General features: G+C 72.2%; 15 protein-coding genes. 5 read left to right on the forward strand and 10 right to left on the reverse strand.

Features of this window, described 5'->3' with window-relative positions:
- Positions 1-36: 36 nt before the first annotated feature.
- The 3 genes from ACF09E_RS22960 to ACF09E_RS22970 all read right to left on the reverse strand — a co-directional run bounded on the left by ACF09E_RS22960 (position 37) and on the right by ACF09E_RS22970 (position 3,552).
- The gene (locus tag ACF09E_RS22960; RefSeq protein WP_392206780.1) at positions 37-1,494 is read right to left on the reverse strand and encodes a hypothetical protein; all 1,458 of its coding nucleotides are present in this window, start codon (positions 1,492-1,494) and stop codon (positions 37-39) included.
- A 14-nt stretch (positions 1,495-1,508) separates the two neighbouring features.
- Positions 1,509-1,952: a hypothetical protein gene (locus ACF09E_RS22965; protein WP_392206781.1), complete on the reverse strand. Its 444-nt coding sequence runs from the start codon at positions 1,950-1,952 to the stop codon at positions 1,509-1,511.
- 115 nt (positions 1,953-2,067) lie between these two features.
- Entirely contained in the window at positions 2,068-3,552 is a 1,485-nt protein-coding gene (locus tag ACF09E_RS22970; protein WP_392206782.1) for a PLP-dependent aminotransferase family protein, read from the reverse strand.
- Between the two features lie 63 nt (positions 3,553-3,615).
- Here ACF09E_RS22970 and ACF09E_RS22975 point away from each other — a divergent pair, with 63 nt between their 5' ends.
- Complete coding sequence (locus ACF09E_RS22975) at positions 3,616-4,860, forward strand: trans-sulfuration enzyme family protein (RefSeq protein ID WP_392206783.1); 1,245 nt, start codon at positions 3,616-3,618, stop codon at positions 4,858-4,860.
- A gap of 55 nt (positions 4,861-4,915) precedes the next feature.
- Here ACF09E_RS22975 and ACF09E_RS22980 read toward each other — a convergent pair whose 3' ends face one another.
- Complete coding sequence (locus tag ACF09E_RS22980; protein ID WP_392206784.1) at positions 4,916-5,407, reverse strand: LURP-one-related/scramblase family protein; 492 nt, start codon at positions 5,405-5,407, stop codon at positions 4,916-4,918.
- Between the two features lie 57 nt (positions 5,408-5,464).
- Between ACF09E_RS22980 and ACF09E_RS22985 the strand changes: the two genes are divergently transcribed.
- Positions 5,465-7,270, forward strand: a complete 1,806-nt coding sequence (locus tag ACF09E_RS22985) for an NHL domain-containing thioredoxin family protein (protein ID WP_392206785.1) — start codon at positions 5,465-5,467, stop codon at positions 7,268-7,270.
- Here ACF09E_RS22985 and ACF09E_RS22990 read toward each other — a convergent pair whose 3' ends face one another.
- The 6 genes from ACF09E_RS22990 to ACF09E_RS23015 all read right to left on the reverse strand — a co-directional run bounded on the left by ACF09E_RS22990 (position 7,271) and on the right by ACF09E_RS23015 (position 14,062).
- Positions 7,271-7,615: a hypothetical protein gene (locus ACF09E_RS22990; protein WP_392206786.1), complete on the reverse strand. Its 345-nt coding sequence runs from the start codon at positions 7,613-7,615 to the stop codon at positions 7,271-7,273. It abuts the gene before it with no gap.
- Positions 7,616-7,688: 73 nt separating this feature from the next.
- Positions 7,689-8,996: a M18 family aminopeptidase gene (locus tag ACF09E_RS22995; protein WP_392206787.1), complete on the reverse strand. Its 1,308-nt coding sequence runs from the start codon at positions 8,994-8,996 to the stop codon at positions 7,689-7,691.
- A gap of 222 nt (positions 8,997-9,218) precedes the next feature.
- Positions 9,219-11,048, reverse strand: a complete 1,830-nt coding sequence (locus ACF09E_RS23000) for an acyl-CoA dehydrogenase (RefSeq protein ID WP_392206788.1) — start codon at positions 11,046-11,048, stop codon at positions 9,219-9,221.
- Positions 11,049-11,271: 223 nt separating this feature from the next.
- Positions 11,272-11,844, reverse strand: coding sequence for a hypothetical protein (locus tag ACF09E_RS23005; RefSeq protein ID WP_392206789.1), 573 nt, complete (start codon positions 11,842-11,844; stop codon positions 11,272-11,274).
- The gene (locus ACF09E_RS23010) at positions 11,841-13,625 is read right to left on the reverse strand and encodes an alpha/beta hydrolase (protein ID WP_392206790.1); all 1,785 of its coding nucleotides are present in this window, start codon (positions 13,623-13,625) and stop codon (positions 11,841-11,843) included. Before ACF09E_RS23010 ends, ACF09E_RS23005 begins: the two co-directional genes overlap by 4 nt.
- Before the next feature lie 5 nt (positions 13,626-13,630).
- Entirely contained in the window at positions 13,631-14,062 is a 432-nt protein-coding gene (locus ACF09E_RS23015; protein ID WP_392206791.1) for a hypothetical protein, read from the reverse strand.
- Between the two features lie 209 nt (positions 14,063-14,271).
- Between ACF09E_RS23015 and ACF09E_RS23020 the strand changes: the two genes are divergently transcribed.
- The 3 genes from ACF09E_RS23020 to ACF09E_RS23030 all read left to right on the forward strand — a co-directional run bounded on the left by ACF09E_RS23020 (position 14,272) and on the right by ACF09E_RS23030 (position 17,393).
- Complete coding sequence (locus tag ACF09E_RS23020) at positions 14,272-14,775, forward strand: SseB family protein (protein WP_361861887.1); 504 nt, start codon at positions 14,272-14,274, stop codon at positions 14,773-14,775.
- 138 nt (positions 14,776-14,913) lie between these two features.
- Entirely contained in the window at positions 14,914-15,876 is a 963-nt protein-coding gene (locus tag ACF09E_RS23025; protein WP_392206792.1) for a pirin family protein, read from the forward strand.
- A 425-nt stretch (positions 15,877-16,301) separates the two neighbouring features.
- Complete coding sequence (locus tag ACF09E_RS23030; RefSeq protein WP_392206793.1) at positions 16,302-17,393, forward strand: AI-2E family transporter; 1,092 nt, start codon at positions 16,302-16,304, stop codon at positions 17,391-17,393.
- Positions 17,394-17,559 lie beyond the last annotated feature (166 nt).

The following is a 17,559-nucleotide window of genomic DNA, read 5'->3' on the forward strand; positions in this document are numbered from 1 at the left end:
CTTCGGTCGGGAAGATCTCGGGTGGTCGCGGTCGGGTCAGTCGAAGGGGTTCAGGGCACTGCCCAGCTTCTTCGCCCCGCTCGCGATGCCGGAGCCCACGTCGGACGCCTTGTCGCCGATCCAGTCCCCGGCCTGCTCGATACCCTTCCCGATCGCCTCGTGGTTGTCCCAGATCAGCGCGGCGCCGTAGGCCACGCCGGTACCGACGGCGAGGCCGAGGGTGACCGGGTTCGGGGCGACGGTCAGCGCCGTCATCGACGCGCTGAACGCCGTCCCCGTGAGGTCCGAGGCGAACTTCGCCGGGTCCGCCTTGATCATGTCCGTGTTGTACGTGGTGAGGTTGGCGATGCCGTACGCGGTGGCCGCGACCCCGCCGACGACACCCGCGCCCCGCAGCACGCCGGCCGCCTTGGCGGCGTTGGCGAGACCGCCGTTCTGCGCGACCTTCAGGAGGTTCGCCTCGGCGGCGGTCGGCATGAAGAAGGCGCCGTTGCGCATGAACCCGCCGAGCATGGCGGCCTCGTCCGAGCCGGTCAGCGCGGTCGCGAGACCCGGCGGGATCTTGGTGAGCAGGCTGCCGGGCGCCGCGCCCGCCAGCCGCATGTTGAAGTGCTTGGACAGGAAGGTGCCGGGCGCGGTCGGGTGGACGAACGGCGGCCGGATCGCCTTGGACAGCTTGTACGAGTACAGGCCGGCCGCGGTCAGGGCACCGGCGAAGGCGCCGGCCGTGATCGTGCCGTTGGTGAACTTGGCGACCAGGTCGGCCAGTTTCTCGTTGCCGGTGAGCTTGGCGATGCCGTCGCGCTGGAGCCGCTGGACGTAGTCGTCGAGCGTCTCGTTGTCCTTCATCTTGAGCCAGGCCAGGTTCATCCGGTCGTCCTTGGCCTTGTCGTCGGCCGCGGCGACCTTCCCGGCGTCACCGTTGAACCCGGTGCCGGCGGTGGCGTCGTTCTTGTTGCCCTGGCCGTCCTTGACCACGGCCTCCAGGTCCTTCTTCAGGTCCTGGTCGGCGACGTCGAAGGCCTTGACGCAGCCGTCGATGTGCTCGGTCCAGGCCGTCTCGGCCTCCCGCACGCTCTTCGCGCCGTCCGGGTCGTGGTGCAGGGCACTGCGCTCGCTCGCCGAGAGCCGGTCGTAGTCGTAGGCCACCCGGCCCTGCTCGGACACCTTCATCCCGGCCTTGACGGCGTCGGCGCGGGCGTTCTCCAGCTGCTTCTTCAGCTCGGTGAACTGCTCGTGGGCGTTGCGCAGCACCGTCGCGGTGGCCTTCGCCTGGGTCTGCGCGGCCTGGTACTCGTAGCGGGTGCCCGCGAAGTTCGTCTGCGCGGCGGTCGCGCTCTCGCCCAGCCAGGCCTGCGAGGTCGTCAGCGACTCGACGCTGTCGCGGTACCGCTCCTCGACCTTCTTCAGGTCACCCGCCATCTCCGTCCACTTGTCGGCGGTGCTGGACAGCTTGCCCAGGTCGGTCGTCATGATCTCGGAGTACGTCAGCATGTACGTCCGCCCCCTCAGTACTGCTCGATGCGCGAGGTCGGCCGGACCCCCGCGAGCCGGGCACGGTTGTCGAGCTCCTGCTGGCTGAACGAGACCGCGGTGCTGCGCAGGGCGGTCTTCTCGGAGGCGAGGCGGGCGAGGAGGTTCTTCACCTGGCTGTCCCACGTGGTCTCGACCGTCTTGAGGCCGGCCGCGGTCGCCCATCCCTCGAAGCCGCCGACGGCGGCGGTCGTGGCGGCGTCGGCCACCTTGGCCGCCTTGGCCGTGTCCGGCTCCAGCTCGTTCTCGATGGTGTTTGCCGCGGCCTTCTTCTTTGCTGGTGCGGTAGCGAGGTTCGGCGGCCCGCCGGACGTGCCGCCGCCACCGCCGCCGCCGTCCAGCTGGTTCAACCGCGTGCCGACGGGGGCTTGTTCGGTCGCGCCGGACCGAATCCCGGCCCAGTCCTCGTCAAAACCCATGCCGCTGCGCCCCCATGGAAAAGAATGATCATCGCTTTGCAGGTGCACCGTATGTTTCCGTGACGGCGCCCCGGATGCAAGGCTGGAGCGCTCCTCCCTGGTCAGCGCCCGGCCGTCACCGCGTGATCCCCCGCGGGGAGGCACCCGGCCCCGCACCCCGCGGCCCGACCGGACCCGGCCCCGCCGCCGGCGCGTACTCCGCCCAGGCCGCCGCGAGACGCCGCACCGCCTCCGACAGCGCCGGAGGCGGCAGCAGGAAGTGCAACCGCAGATGCCGCACACTCCCCCCGAGGGCGTCGGCGGTGGCACCCGGCAGAACGGCCACCCCGTGCCGGAGGGCGACCTGCGCGAACGAGACCCCGTCCCCGTGCGGCAACCGCACCCACACCGTCTGACCGCCGACCGCCGCCGGACACGACCAGGACGGCAGCCACCGCGCCAGCTCCGCCCGCAGGAACGCGTGCCCCGCCCGCAGATCGCGCAGCCGGGCCGCCCGCACGGACCCGAACCCGGCCAGCAGCCGCGCCGCGACCAGCTGCGACGCCACGTCACAGCCCAGATCGTGCACCGCCTTCAACCGGGCGAGACGCGCGATCAACGGCGCGGGACCGCGCACCCAGCCGATCCGCAGCCCGCCCCACACCACCTTGCTCAGCGAACCGACCGAGATCACCTCGCCGTACGCGCACAGCGGCGGCGGATCCCCCGCCGTCCCGAACCCCAGATCGCCCAGCACCTCGTCGTCGACGAGCGGCACCCCCCACGCGTTCGCCGCCTCCACCAGCCGCCGCCCCGCGAGCGGCGGAAGCTCCGCGCCCGTCGGATTCTGGAACCGGGCCACCACATAGGCCAGCGCCGGACGCCGGGCCTCCAGCACCCCCACCGCGCCCGCCACGTCGAGGCCGTCCGGCCCCACCGCCACCGGCAGCGGCACGGCACCGGCCTCCCGGAACAGGTCCAGCGCCCCCGGATACGTCGGCGCCTCCAGCAGCACCTCGTCCCCCGGCGCCAGCAGCAGCCGCACCAGCAGCGCCAGCCCCTGCTGCGCACCCGTCGTCACCAGCACCTGCCCCGGGTCCGTCGGCACCCCGCGCTCCGCGTACCGCCCGGCCACCGCCTCCCGCAGCACCCCGAGTCCGGCCGGGTGGTACCCCAGGTCCCCAGCCGGCAGCACCAGCGAGCGGTACGCCTCCGCCAGCTCCGGCGGCGGCTCCACGGGAGCGGCACAGCTCAGCAGGATCACGTCGTCCGGCGCCTCCAGGAGGTGCAGGAACAACGGGTTGGACGTCTCCACCACCCGCGGCTCCTCCGGCGCGAGCGCCGCCCGCGCGACCCGGGTGCCGCTGCCCTGCCGCCGCACGAGCCGCCCCTCCTGACGCAGGGTGTCGTACGCCGCGACCACCGTCGTACGGCCCACGGCCAGCGCCTTCGCCAGCCGCCGGTCCGGCGGCAGCAGGGCCCCCGGCGGCAGCGCGCCCTCGTCGACCAGCCGACGCAGCCGGGCCGCGAGCAGCAGGTACAGGGGCCCGCGGCCGGCGGACCAGCGGCCGAGCCGGGAGACGAGGTCGTCGGTGGCCGGAGGCGGAGCGAGGTGCTTCATGGCCGGACCAATCTGCCGGGATTGGACCTGGGAAGGCAAACGGCCCGTCCACAGACTGAGTTCATGACCGACACCGCCTCCCGCCCCACCACCCCCGCGACCTCCCCCGCCGCCACGGCGCCCCGCCCCCGTACCCCCCGGGCCGAGACCCTCGCCGTCCACCCCCCGCACGTCGAGATCACCGGCAGCCGGCCGCTCGGCGTCCCCCTCCACCAGGGCCACGTCTTCGCCTTCGACTCCGCCGACGCCCTCGCCACCGCCTTCACCTCAGGAGACGCCTTCCTCTACAGCCGCCTCGGCAACCCCACCGTCCGCACCCTGGAGGACGCCGTCGCCCGCCTCGAAGGCGGCATCGCCGGCCAGGCCTTCGCCTCCGGCATGGGCGCCGTGAACGGCGTCCTCCTCGGCCTGCTCGCCGCCGGCGACCACGTCATCGCCCAGACCTGCCTGTACGGCGGCACCTACGCCGTCCTCACCGACCTCGCCACCCGCTGGGGCGTCGACGTCACCTACGTCTCCGGCACCGACCCCGAGGAGGTGCGGGCCGCCCTGCGCCCCCGGACGCGGCTGCTCTACCTGGAGACCATCGCCAACCCCACCACCCGGGTCTCCGACGTCCCCGCGCTCGCCGCCGTCGCCGCCGGGGCGGGCGTCCCGGTCGCCGTCGACAACACCTTCGCCTCACCGCTGCTCTTCCGGCCCCTCGACCACGGCGCCGACATCGTCGTCCACTCCGCGACCAAGTACCTGTCCGGACACGCGGACGTCCTCGGCGGCGTGGCCGTCTTCAAGGACGACGCCCTCTACCGCCGGGTCCGCCGCCACGCCGTCGAACAGGGCGCGTCCACCGACCCGTTCGCCGCCTGGCTCACCCTGCGCGGCATGCAGACCCTGTCCCTGCGCATGGAACGCCAGTGCGCGAGCGCCGCCGACCTGGCGGCCCGGCTCGCCGCGCACCCGGCGGTGGCGACGGTGCGCCACCCCGCCCTCGCGGACCACCCGGACCGGGCGATCGCCGCCCGGCTGCTGCCCGCGGGCGGCGGCGGGGTGATCTCCCTCGACCTGGCGGGCGGCCGGGAGGCGGGCCGCACCCTGGTCGAAGCGGTCCGCCTCGCCTCCCTGAGCGTCTCCCTCGGCGACGTCAAGACCCTGGTGATGCACCCGGCGTCCACCTCCCACCACCAGCTCGACGAGGCGGCCCTGACGGCGGCCGGCATCGGCCCCGGCACGGTCAGGATCTCCGTCGGCATCGAGCACGTGGAGGACCTGTGGGCGGACCTGGACCAGGCCCTCACCCGCACGGCCTGACCAGGCCCTCACCCGAACGGCCTGACCAGGCCCTCACCCGAACCCCGACCCGCCCCTAGTCCTCCCTCTCCCGCTCGGCCATCCGGATCACGCACACCGCGACGGCCACGAGCAGCGCGGCGTCCGAGTCCTCCCGGACCACGTTCACCGCGTACGTCTCGCGGACGTGGAACCACTGCCGGGAGATGTGGGCGAGGAGCTCCCCCTCGTACTCGACGGCGAACTCCCGGTCCAGGATCCGCCCGCTGACGTCGAGTTCGGTGCCCTCGACGAGCGTCACCCGGTAGTGGTTGCGCAGCAGCGACAGACGCTTGCGCCGCACGGTCGCGAGCGGCCGCTCGTCCCGCTCGATCGTCATCGTGTCCCGCAGACTGAACATCTTCTGCCGCAGGGTGATCAGGACCTGCCCGTCGGGGTCCTTGAGCTCCAGAGTGTCGCGCAGCCGCAGTGCCTTCCCGTCGACGAGAAAGGCATGGCGCCCCTCCTCGTCCTCGATCCAGTAGTCGTCACCGATCGCGAAGATCTTGTCCCGTACGAGATATTTCACGCCGCTATGCCTGCCCGGCCCTGCGGCGCTTCTCACCCCGGATGGCAAGCTTGAAGGATGAACGATGCTGCCCCGGCGCCCACCCCCGCGCCCGCGCCCCGCCGTGCCCGTGTCCGTGCCCCCGAGCTGATCGGCAAGGGCGGCTGGATCAACACCGGCGGGAAGGATCTGAAGCTCGCCGACTTCAGAGGTCGCACGTTGATCTTGGACTTTTGGACGTTCTGCTGCGTGAACTGTCTGCACGTGCTCGACGAGCTGCGTGATCTGGAGGAGAAGCACCGCGACACGCTCGTCATCGTCGGCGTGCACTCGCCGAAGTTCGTGCACGAGGCCGAGCACCAGGCCGTCGTCGACGCCGTCGAGCGGTACGAGGTGCACCACCCCGTCCTCGACGACCCGGAGCTCGCGACCTGGAAGCAGTACGCCGTGCGGGCCTGGCCGACGCTGGTCGTGATCGATCCCGAGGGGTACGTCGTCGCCCAGCACGCCGGCGAGGGGCACGCCAACGCCATCCGGACCCTCGTCGAGGAGCTGGAGGCCGAGCACGAGGCCAAGGGGACCCTGCGGCGCGGGGACGGTCCGTACGTCGCGCCCGAGCCCGTCGCCACCGATCTGCGCTTCCCCGGCAAGGCGGTCCTGCTGCCCTCCGGGAACTTCCTGGTCTCCGACACCACCCGGCACCAGCTCGTCGAGCTGGCCGCCGACGGCGAGACCGTCGTGCGGCGGATCGGCGAGGGCGTCTTCCGGGAGCCGCAGGGGCTCGCGCAGCTGCCCGACGGGTCGATCGTCGTCGCGGACACCGTCCACCACGCCCTGCGCCGCTACGACCCGGCGACCGGCGTGATCGAGCGGATCGCCGGCACCGGGAAGCAGTGGTGGCAAGGCTCCCCCACCTCCGGGCCCGCCCTCGACGTCGACCTGTCCTCGCCGTGGGACGTCGCCTGGTGGCAGGGCAAGGTGTGGATCGCCATGGCCGGCGTGCACCAGCTGTGGACCTACGACCCGGCCACCGGGACCGTCGAGGTCGCCGCCGGCACCACCAACGAGGGCCTCGTCGACGGGCCCGCCGCCGAGGCCTGGTTCGCCCAGCCCTCGGGGCTGTCCGCCACCGGGGACCGGCTGTGGATCGCCGACTCCGAGACCAGCGCCCTGCGCTGGATCGACCCCGACGGAATGGTCCACACGGCCGTCGGCACCGGGCTCTTCGACTTCGGCCACCGCGACGGCGACGCCGGCCAGGCGCTGCTCCAGCACCCACTGGGCGTGACCGCCCTCCCGGACGGCTCGGTCGCCGTCTCGGACACGTACAACCACGCCCTGCGCCGCTACGACCCGGCGTCCGGCGAGGTGACGACGCTCGCCACCGACCTGCGCGAGCCCAGCGACGCGGTCCTCGTCGACGGCGACATCGTGGTCGTCGAGTCGGCCCGGCACCGGCTGACCCGGCTGCGCCTGCCCGAGGAGGCCGTCCAGGTCGAGGCCGTCGCCCACCGCACCCGGCGCGAGGCCACCGAGGTCGCTCCGGGCCGGCTCCGGCTGGACGTGGTCTTCCAGGCCCCGAAGGGCCAGAAGCTGGACGAGCGCTACGGCCCCTCGACCCGTCTGCTGGTCTCCTCGACCCCGCCGGAGCTGCTCCTCGCGGGCGGCGGCACGGGCACGGACCTCTTCCGGGAGCTCGACCTGAATCCCGAACTGACCGAGGGCGTCCTGCACGTGTCGGCGATGGCCGCGTCCTGCGACGACGATCCCGAGAACGAGTACCCGGCCTGCCACGTCCACCAGCAGGACTGGGGCGTGCCGGTGAAGGTCACGGAGGCGGGCGTGTCCCGGCTGCCGCTGATCCTCGCGGGCATGGACGCGTAGTCAGCGGACGATCCCCTGGTTCCTGGACGGGCGCCCCGCGGCCCCGTCCAGGCATCCCCGCACCCAGGCGGCGGGGTCGTGGACGGCCCGGTCGCCGCCCATGCCCTGCCGCTGCATGAGCGCGCACTCCCCGGCGAGCAGCGCCTTGGTGCGTGAGCCGTCCACGTCGTAGCCGCGGATGCGGGAGGCGAGGATGAAGCCGCCCTCGTAGGCGATGTCGGTGCCCCACGGGGGCCGGTCGTCGTAGGTGTGGATCAGCAGGCCGGCCGCCGCCGTGGCGAGCACGACGGCGGTGCCGACTCCTGCGGCGAACCGGCCCCGGGAGGGTCCTTCATGGCGATGCATGGGGACGAGGCTGCCGTCCGGGGCCTTTCGCGGATGTTTCGCCGGGGCCCCGGCACGGGCCCCGGCCGGGGGCTCAGCCCTCCAGGAAGGCGACGAGGGCGTTGGCCAGCAGGTAGGGGTCCTTGGCGCCGCACAGTTCGCGGGCGCTGTGCATGGAGAGGATCGCCACGCCGATGTCGACGGTCTGGATGCCGTGCCGGGCGGCGGTGATCGGGCCGATCGTGGTGCCGCAGGGCATGTCGTTGCTGGAGACGAACGACTGCCACGGCACGCCCGCCTTCTCGCAGGCGGCGGCGAAGACCGCCCGGCCGCTGCCGTCGGTGGCGTACCGCTGGTTGACGTTGACCTTGAGGATCGGGCCGCCGTTGACGCGCGGGTGGTGCGTCGGGTCGTGGCGCTCGGCGTAGTTCGGGTGGACGGCGTGGCCGGTGTCGGAGGACAGGCAGACGGTGCCGGCGAAGGCCCGGGCGCGGTCCTCGTAGGAGCCGCCGCGGGCGTACACGGAGCGTTCCAGGACGTTGCCCAGGAGGGGGCCCTGGGCGCCGGTGTCGGCCTCGGAGCCGTTCTCCTCGTGGTCGAAGGCGGCGAGGACCGGGATGTAGGGGAGGTCGTCGCGGCCGGCGACGGCGGCGAGGGCGGCGACGGCTGCGTGCACGGACAGCAGGTTGTCCATGCGGGGTCCGGCGAGGAGTTCGCGGTCGCGGCCCAGGTAGGCGGGTGCGTCGACGGCGTGGACCATGAGGTCCCAGCCGCTCACGTCCTCGGCGTCGAGTCCGGCCTCGGCGGCGAGGAAGGCGATCAGGTCGCCCTCGTGGACGTCGCCGAGGCCCCAGATCGGCTGCATGTGGCGCTGGCGCTCCAGCTTGAGGCCGTCGTTGACGCCGCGGTCGAGGTGGATGGCGAGCTGCGGGACGCGCAGCAGGGGCCGGTCGACGTTGACGAGGTGGTGGCTGCCGTCGCGGAGGGTGAGGCGTCCTGCGAGGCCGAGGTCGCGGTCGAGCCAGGTGTTGAGCAGGGTGCCGCCGTAGACCTCGACGGCGACCTGGCGCCAGCCGTGCGCGCCCATGTCGGGCTGCGGCTTGACGCGCAGGTTGGGGGAGTCGGTGTGGGCGCCGACGATCCGGTACGGGGTGTGGGCGGCGGCGCCCTCCGGCACGTACCAGGCGATGATCGCGCCGCCGCGGATCACGTACTTGCCGCCGCTCGTCGCGTCCCAGGCCGCGGTCTCCTCGACGCGTCGGAACCCGGCCTTCTCCAGCCGCTCGGCGGCGCTCGCGACCGCGTGGTACGGCGAGGGCGAGGCCGTCAGGAAGGCCATCAGGTCGTCGGTGTGCCCGCGGTCGAAGGGGCCTGCGGTCGGACGGGAGGCTGCGCTGCTCATGGGTTCCACCTTACGCAGAGCACGGAATACGAATACGGGGCCCCGCAATGCGTTCGCCGGGCGGCGGTGGGTGGGGTGTCCGGGGGAGGAGGGCCGGGCCCGCCCCCCCCGGGTCCGGGCTCCGGCCTTCCTCCCCCGGAACCGGGCACGGCCCGCCCCCCTCCCCGGGGACGGGCCGTGCCGGTGTGGACGAGAGCGCCCGGGGGCGCCTTCGGCGCGTTCCTAGAACGCGGCCTCGTCCAGGTCCATGAGCGAGCCGTCGACGGCCTCGGCGAGGGCGCGCTCGGCGCTCACGCCCGGCAGGACGTTGGCGGCGAAGAACTTCGCGGCCGCGATCTTGCCCTGGTAGAAGGAGACGTCCTTGCCGGTGGCGCCGGCGGCCAGCTTCTCGGCGGCGACGGCCGCGCCGCGCAGCAGCAGGTAGCCGACGACGACGTCGCCGGAGGCCAGCAGCAGGCGGGTGGTGTTGAGGCCGACCTTGTAGATGTTCTTGACGTCCTCGCCGGTGGCGGTGAGGTCGGTGATCATCGTGCCGACGATGCTCTCCAGGTCGACGGCGGCCTTGGCGAGCGCGTCGCGGGCGCCGGCCAGCTCCTCGCCGCCGGTGCCGACCGCGAGGAACTTCTTGATCTCCTCGGACAGCGCGTTCAGGGAGGCGCCCTGGTCGCGGACGATCTTGCGGAAGAAGAAGTCCTGGCCCTGGATGGCCGTGGTGCCCTCGTAGAGGGTGTCGATCTTGGCGTCGCGGATGTACTGCTCGATCGGGTACTCCTGCAGGAAGCCGGAGCCGCCGAAGGTCTGGAGCGACTGCGCGAGCTGCTCGTAGCCCTTCTCGGAGCCGTAGCCCTTGACGATCGGGAGCAGCAGGTCGTTGAGGCCGTGGAGGGGCTTGGCGTCCTCGCCGGCCGCTTCCTTGACCGCGATCTCGTCCTGCACGGAGGCCGTGTAGAGGACGAGGGAGCGCATGCCCTCGGCGTACGCCTTCTGCGTCATGAGCGAGCGGCGGACGTCGGGGTGGTGGGTGATGGTGACCTTGGGCGCGGCCTTGTCCATGAAGTTCGCCAGGTCGGTGCCCTGGACGCGCTCCTTGGCGTACTCCAGGGCGTTGAGGTAGCCCGTGGAGAGGGTGGAGATCGCCTTCGTGCCGACCATCATGCGGGCGAACTCGATGATGAGGAACATCTGGCGGATGCCGTCGTGCTTGTCGCCGATCAGCCAGCCCTTGGCGGGGTGCTGGTCGCCGAAGGTCATCTCGCACGTGTTGGAGGCCTTGAGGCCCATCTTGTGCTCGACGTTGGTGGCGTAGACGCCGTTGCGCTCGCCCAGCTCGCCGGTCTCCCAGTCGAACTCGTACTTGGGGACGAGGAAGAGGGAGAGGCCCTTGGTGCCGGGGCCGGCGCCCTCGGGGCGGGCGAGGACGTAGTGGAGGATGTTCTCCTCCATGTCGTGCTCACCGGAGGTGATGAAGCGCTTCACGCCCTCGATGTGCCAGGAGCCGTCTTCCTGCTGGGTGGCCTTGGTGCGGCCGGCGCCGACGTCCGAGCCCGCGTCGGGCTCGGTGAGGACCATGGTGGAGCCCCAGCGCTTCTCGACGGCGATCTGCGCGACCTTCTTCTGCGCCTCGTTGCCCTCGTTGTAGAGGATGCCGGCGAACGCCGGGCCGGAGGAGTACATCCAGATGGCCGGGTTCGAGCCGAGCAGCAGCTCCGCGTACGCCCAGATCAGGGAGCGCGGGGAGACGGTGCCGCCGATCTCCTCGGGGATGCCCAGGCGCCAGTATTCGGACTCCATGAAGGCGTTGTACGACTTCTTGAAGGTGGCCGGCACCGGGGCGGTGTGGGTCTCCGGGTCGAAGACCGGGGGGTTGCGGTCGGCGTCGGTGAAGGACTCCGCGAGCTCGTTCTCGGCGAGGCGGCGGATCTCGTCGAGGATGCTCTTGGCGGTCTCGACGTCCATCTCCTCGAACGGCCCGGAGCCGTACACCTTGTCGCGGCCGAGGACCTCGAAGAGGTTGAACTCGATGTCGCGGAGATTCGACTTGTAGTGCCCCATGGCGACGGCTCCGTAAAGGCTCGGGGAGGAGGATGTCGGGTACGCGTGCGTGGCCGTGCTCGTACTACCGGTGAGTAGCCCACGCTTCCCTACGATGATGCTACCCACCGGTAATAAGAGCAACCCCTATCCGGCCATCTGTGACACGAGCCGCAGAAAAAGGGGCCCGGGGCATGTGCCCCGGGCCCCTCGCGCACCCGAAGGGCGCGCACGGCGGTGACGCTCAGTACAGGCCCTTCAGGTCCGTCCCCTCGGGCGCGCGGAAGCAGCCGGAGACCACGGAGACGCCGATCAGGTTCTTCTTCTTCGGGTCGGTGCTGCCGACCCACAGCTCGGCGTTCACGGCGAAGCGCTCCTTCCCCGACTCCGCCGTGAGCTCCAGGCTCTTCGCCTTGCTGCTGTTCGGGCCGTACGAGACGACCTTCCAGCCCTTGGCGGGCAGCGCCTCGTGGAGCCGCTCGAAGCCCTCCTTCAGCTCCTCTTCCGTGGCGTCGTAGACCGACCAGGGGTGCCGGATCCTGAAGAGGTGCTCGGGGTCCTCCTCGCAGGTGGAGGCGCCCGCACCGGCCGGTGTGGTCTTCGCGCCCGGCAGGCCGATCATGTCGAAGATCTCGCTGGAGACCTCCTTGGTGCGCGCCCGCGCCGCTTCGACGTCGAGGGTCGTCGGGGTGTAACCGAGGTCGTCGGCGCCGCCGGTGTCGTTCATGGAGCATCCCGTCGCGAGGGTGGTGAGGCAGAGGAAGAGGACGCCGAGCGCCGCCCGGTGGGTCCTGGTGCGGTGGTGGGTGCGTCTCATCGGTCCTCGTTCACCTTGTCGTATCGGCCGGCCACGACCTTGGCCTGATTGCTGAGGCTCTCCGAGTCCCGCGTCCAGTAGTCGGTGTGGCCGCTGGTGTCCACGTCCATGCGGTGTGCCCCGAACAGCTCGTCCGACGGCACGGTCTGTACGTATCCGGCGTTGAACGGAATGCCGTTCCAGGTCTCGACCCCCCATGTGTAGCCGCCCAGTCCGGCGACCTTCCCGCCCGCCGGGACGACGTCGCTCGTCGCCGCCTCGGACCACACGTGGTCCTTGCCGACGTCGAGGTCCTCCGCCCTGCCGGTGAGCATGCCGGGGCTGCCGACCGCCACGATGTCGTCCGCGGCCAGATCACCCTTGTTGGAGGCGTCGCCGACGACCGTCGAGCCGTAGCTGTGGCCGATGATCGTCGTGTGGCTGTTGTCGGGACCGCCCTGCGCGGTCTCCAGGCCGTCCATGAAGCGGAGGAGCTTGGGCGAGCCGTCGTACGCGTAGTCCTTCTCCATGGCGTCGGGCACGATGGACTGGGGAGCCTCATAGCCGAACCAGGTGATGGTGGAGACGCTCTCACCCGGTGCCCACTTCTGGGTCTCGCGCCACGTGTCCGTCATCCGGCTGATGTCCGCGTCGAAGTCCTTCAGGTTCGTCGTCGTGCCCGGCACGTAGACGGCGGTGTGGTCGGCGGTGTCGGGGTTGCCGTTCGCGATGATCGCCCGGCCGATCCCGTCCGCGTCGTAGCCGAGGAGGTACGCCTCCGGCAGCCCCTCCCGGCCGGTGGCGTCGAACCGGGCCTGGATCGAGTCGCTTCCGGCGAGCTGCTCCTTCAGCCGCTCCTGGTCCTTCTGCCACTGCCGGTATTCGGGGCTGACGACCGCGGCGGGGTAACTGCCGTTGGGGTTCGGGATGTACTGGTTCGGCGCGGGCTTGGCCAGGTCGGTCAGGATCTGCGCCCTGGTCTCGGCGAAGACCGTCCGGTTGGCGTCGTCGCGGACCGAGGACGGGATGCCGTCCAGGGCGCCGACGGACGCCGGGTAGAGCGTGGCGTACTCGTCGCGCTGCTCCTGGGTGAGCCCGTTCCACCAGTCGGCGTTCTCCTTGGGGGACTTGTCGTGCGGGATCCGGTCGTCGTCGGCGTACTTCCCGGCGGCCTGCTGGAGGGCCTTGGTGTCGGCGGCGGCGTCGACGAGGTCCGCGGAGCTGACGTCCAGGCCGGGGCCGGCCTTGAGCCTGCGCAGGGAGGCGGCGTACCGGCCGTCGATCTCGGCCGCCTCGCGGACGGCGTCGCCGATGCGCTGGGCGATGTCCTCGGCCTTGCCCTTGTTGGCGTCGGCGCTGCCGACCCCCTCGCCCTTGCCGGGTGCGAGCGGGACGGGGGCGCCGTGCTGGGCGGTGTTGCTGCCGGGGGCGAGGACGAAGGAGTCCGTCGGGTACTCCACCGAGCCGTCGGGCTTCACCGTGAACCTCAGGCTCTCGGCGTCCTCCAGGGCCTGCTTCAACTTCTTCTGTGGTGCCGCGAGTTCGCCGGCGAGACCGTTGAGCGCGGTACGGATCAGACCGCACTCGGTGTGCAGGTACTGGTAGTTGCGCGAGAGCCGCTGGACGTCGCCGCCGGCCTTGGTGGCCGTCTCGCCCTTCTGCGTCTCGTGGATCTTCGCGAACATGCCGTTGTCGACCCGGTCCTTGTCCGCGTTCGAGCGGGAGCTGATCCTGCCCCAGCCGTCGGCGGCGTCCGTGTACTCGTCGAGCTTCGCGTCGCGCAGCTGCTGCCAGGTGGGCACGGGCCTCAGCCTTCCTCGCGTGTGGGTGCGGGCGCTTCGGCGGCGATCTTCCGCCGGTTCGCGTCCTCGCGCTCGCCGAAGTCGCGGCCGGCGCTCTTCAGGGCGCCCTCCAGCCGGCCGCACTCGTCGCGCACGGCGGTGAGGCGGGTCTTCCAGGTGCCGAGGATCTCGGTGAGGGCGCCGGAGGAGTCGAAGCCGGCGGTCCCGCCGCCGACGCCCTCGTTCGCCGTGTCGAGGTCGGTGAGCGAGGTGGTGGTGGAGGTGCGCAGCTCGCCGGCGGTGTTCCCGGCCTGGTGCCAGGGCCCTTCGTCGGCCTTGAGGTTCGCGTCGCCGCCGCCGGAGTCGGGGGCGGGCACGCCCGCGAGGGTCATCGTCGCGGTCTGTCCGGGCGGTGCGGTCCCGCCGAACAGGTCTTCCCAAGCGGCGTTCAGCGCCATGTGCCACCCCCGTGGTGCCCGACATTGCTGCTGCGAACCTAGCAAGAGGAGGCGGTGCGCACGAAAAGGCGTACGAGCGGGGGGCGGGGACCCGTACATGGGGTGGAGGGGGCGTGTGCGCGCGGTGGAGGGGAGACCCGGGCGGAGCGGGGCCGGGAGTCGCCCCTGTGCCGTGCTGCGCCCGGTCCCGGGTCGATAGGCTGGCCCCCATGTACGGCTACGAGCAGAATCCGGGTGCCCAGCAGCAGTACGCCCCGCCGCAGCAGGGCGGGATGCAGGCCGGCATGCAGGGCGGGATGCCGGGAGGCATGCAGGGCGGGTACGGGCAGCAGCCCCCGCTCTACCCGGAGCCCTCGCCGCCCTCCCTCGCCGACGCGGTCCGCGCCTTCACGACCGGCACGCTCGCGCCCGAGGACTTCCAGCAGATCTTCGCGACCTCCAAGGTCTACTGCCCGCGCGGCGACAACCCCGGCTTCCTGGCCCTGCACAACACCCAGCAGCCGGTCATCCCGATGTTCACCTCGCTCAAGGAGCTGCGGCGGTACGCGGGCAAGGAGTCGAAGTACTTCGTGATCACCGGAGCCGAGGTGATCGACCTGCTGCCGACCGGGTACGGCTTCGTCCTCGACATGGAGGGCGACCACCGGATGGTCTTCGACGCGAAGGCCGTGGAGCAGATGGTCGACTTCGCGATGCGCCGGATGTACGGCTGACGCACGCTGGAGACGAGACGTGGGAGAGCGCCCGGGAGGAATTCCTCCCGGGCGTTCCGCGTTCCGGGTGGCAAGAAGTTCATCGTTCAACTAAAGTGGACGTACAAGGTCGGAGAAGGCCGCTCTAGGAGGTCCGTCATGCCCGCAGTGACTGTCGAGAACCCGCTCACCCTGCCGCGCGTGGCAGCACGGGCCGACGCCGCTCCCCGCCCGGTCCTGGCCGTGACCACGGCCCCCTCGGGCTTCGAGGGCGAGGGCTTCCCGGTCCGCCGCGCCTTCGCCGGGATCAACTACCAGTACCTCGACCCGTTCATCATGATGGACCAGATGGGGGAGGTGGAGTACGCGCCCGGCGAGCCCAAGGGCACGCCCTGGCACCCCCACCGCGGCTTCGAGACCGTCACCTACATCATCGACGGGACCTTCGACCACCAGGACTCCCAGGGCGGCGGCGGCACCATCACCAACGGCGACACCCAGTGGATGACGGCCGGCTCCGGCCTCCTCCACATCGAGGCGCCGCCGGAGTCCCTCGTCGTCAGCGGCGGCCTCTTCCACGGCCTCCAGCTGTGGGTGAACCTCCCCGCCGCCGACAAGATGATGGCCCCCCGCTACCAGGACATCCGCGGCGGCCAGGTCCAGCTGCTCACCTCCCCCGACGGCGGCGCGCTGCTCCGCATCATCGCGGGCGAGCTCGACGGCCACGAGGGGCCGGGCATCACCCACACCCCGATCACGATGATCCACGCGACCCTGCGCCCCGGCGCCGAGATCACCCTGCCGTGGCGCGAGGACTTCAACGGCCTCGCGTACGTCATGGCCGGACGCGGCAGCGTGGGCGAGGACCGGCGCCCGGTCCACACGGGCCAGACCGCCGTCTTCGGCAAGGGCGGCTCGCTGACCGTCCGCGCCGACGAGAAGCAGGACGGGAACACCCCGGACCTGGAGGTCGTCCTCCTCGGCGGACAGCCGATCCGGGAGCCGATGGCCCACTACGGCCCGTTCGTCATGAACACCCAGGCCGAACTCCGCCAGGCCTTCGAGGACTTCCAGGCGGGCCGACTCGGCACGGTCCCGGCGGTGCACGGAATGGGCGAGTAGCTCCCCGAGAGCGGTCCCGCGAGCGGCGAGCGGCGAGCGGCGAGCGGGATCGCGAGAGGGCGGGAGCGGTAGCGGTACGCGCGTGGGGCCGGACGGGATGTCCGGCCCCACGCGGGCGTGTGACGGGGGTCCGGCCCCACGCGCGGGCGTGTGACGGGGGTCCGGCCCCACGCGCGGGCGTGGCGTCGGGAGGGCCGTCCACGCGCGGGCGTGGCGTCGGGGGCCTCATCCGTACCCGGCCCTCCCTAAGCGCTCCACCCGGACGCGGTCCACCCGAAAACGCGCCCCACCCGTGAACGCGCCCCACCCGGACGCGGCCCCGCCGCACCGAGCGTCCCCGGGCAGGGGGCGGACGCTGACGCCCCGTCACCCGTACGGTCGGTCCGCGCGCGACGACACGCCGGGGAGCGTGGTCCGGTGGTCGGGTGCAGACGTCGTCCCCGCTCCTTCCCGAACCCGCGCGCCGGGCCGCCGCCTGGTGCGTCGTCCTGCTCCTCGCCGCCGGGGTCGCGGCCGTCGGCGTCTGGCTGTGCGTCGTCTTCGAGACGGTCGTGACGCCCGTCCTGCTCGCCATCCTCGGCACCGCGCTGCTCGGGCCCCTCTACCGGCGGCTGCTCCGGATGAAGGTCCGGAAGTCGTTCGCCGCCGGGCTCACCGTCGTCGCCGTCCTCGCGGTCGTCGGCGGGGCCACGTACATCGTGGTCGCCGCCCTCATCGAGACCGGCGACCAGATCGTCGCCTCGCTCCGGCAGGCCGCCGCCGACATCGCCGAGCACCTCGGCCCGGCCGGGACCTCCCTCGACGACCTCGCCAGGAACGCCGAGGGGCTGCTGAAGCAGTTCGGCGGAACGGCCGCGTCGGGCGTGCTCACGGGCCTCAGCGTGGTCGGCGGGATGCTCGCCACCGCCGCGCTGTCCCTGGTGCTGATCTTCTTCTTCCTGCGGGACTCGGACCGCGCCGCCGGCGCCCTGCGCGCCCTCGCCCCCCGCGCCACCGGCGACCTCGTGGAGGCCATGGCGCGCCGCGCCTTCGAGGCCGTCGAGGGGTTCATGCGCGGCACGACCTTCGTCGCCCTGGTCGACGCGGTCCTCATCGGCCTCGGTCTCGTCGTGCTCGACGTGCCCGGCGCGGTGGGGCTCGCCGCGCTCGTCTTCGTCACCGCCTACATCCCGTACCTCGGCGCCTTCCTCTCCGGCGCGATCGCCGTCCTCGTCGCGCTCGCCGACCGCGGCTTCGCCATCGCGCTGTGGGTGCTCGGCATCGTCCTCGCCGTCCAGATGATCGAGGGCTATCTGCTCCAGCCGATGGTGCAGAGCCGGACCGTGCAGATGCACCCGGCCGCGGTGATGCTGGCGATCACGGCCGGGGCGTCCGTCGCGGGCATCCTCGGCATGCTCCTCGCCGTACCGCTGACGGCCGCGGCGACCGGGATCCTCGGCGAGCTCCGGACACGGTACGGGGCTCCCCGCGAGTCCCCCGAGCCTCCGGGGGCGCTGCCGCGTCCGCCGGCGCCCTGACGGGGCCGCCGCGGGACGGGCCCGCCCGCGCACGATCCGCCGGCGGGACGGGCCCGCGAGCGGAAGATCCGATTCCCCGTACAACCGTTCGCACCCCCCGGTGGTCGTACCAGGCGGTGCGTGCGGGCAGCCGTGCCGTTCCCGCCGCTTCCGGGGGCTCGCGCGG

It is taken from the genome of Streptomyces sp. NPDC014891, assembly GCF_043081085.1.
GTDB lineage: Bacteria > Actinomycetota > Actinomycetes > Streptomycetales > Streptomycetaceae > Streptomyces.

What these genes read in the sequence shown, in the direction of transcription:
- ACF09E_RS23020 (WP_361861887.1), top strand. Translation starts at nt 14,272, where the DNA reads ATGTACGGCTACGAGCAGAATCCGGGTGCCCAGCAGCAGTACGCCCCG.
- ACF09E_RS22960 (WP_392206780.1), bottom strand. Translation starts at nt 1,494, where the DNA reads ATGCTGACGTACTCCGAGATCATGACGACCGACCTGGGCAAGCTGTCC.
- ACF09E_RS23005 (WP_392206789.1), bottom strand. Translation starts at nt 11,844, where the DNA reads ATGAGACGCACCCACCACCGCACCAGGACCCACCGGGCGGCGCTCGGC.
- ACF09E_RS22990 (WP_392206786.1), bottom strand. Translation starts at nt 7,615, where the DNA reads ATGCATCGCCATGAAGGACCCTCCCGGGGCCGGTTCGCCGCAGGAGTC.
- ACF09E_RS22975 (WP_392206783.1), top strand. Translation starts at nt 3,616, where the DNA reads ATGACCGACACCGCCTCCCGCCCCACCACCCCCGCGACCTCCCCCGCC.
- ACF09E_RS23000 (WP_392206788.1), bottom strand. Translation starts at nt 11,048, where the DNA reads ATGGGGCACTACAAGTCGAATCTCCGCGACATCGAGTTCAACCTCTTC.
- ACF09E_RS23025 (WP_392206792.1), top strand. Translation starts at nt 14,914, where the DNA reads ATGCCCGCAGTGACTGTCGAGAACCCGCTCACCCTGCCGCGCGTGGCA.
- ACF09E_RS22995 (WP_392206787.1), bottom strand. Translation starts at nt 8,996, where the DNA reads ATGAGCAGCGCAGCCTCCCGTCCGACCGCAGGCCCCTTCGACCGCGGG.
- ACF09E_RS22965 (WP_392206781.1), bottom strand. Translation starts at nt 1,952, where the DNA reads ATGGGTTTTGACGAGGACTGGGCCGGGATTCGGTCCGGCGCGACCGAA.
- ACF09E_RS22985 (WP_392206785.1), top strand. Translation starts at nt 5,465, where the DNA reads ATGAACGATGCTGCCCCGGCGCCCACCCCCGCGCCCGCGCCCCGCCGT.
- ACF09E_RS23015 (WP_392206791.1), bottom strand. Translation starts at nt 14,062, where the DNA reads ATGGCGCTGAACGCCGCTTGGGAAGACCTGTTCGGCGGGACCGCACCG.
- ACF09E_RS22970 (WP_392206782.1), bottom strand. Translation starts at nt 3,552, where the DNA reads ATGAAGCACCTCGCTCCGCCTCCGGCCACCGACGACCTCGTCTCCCGG.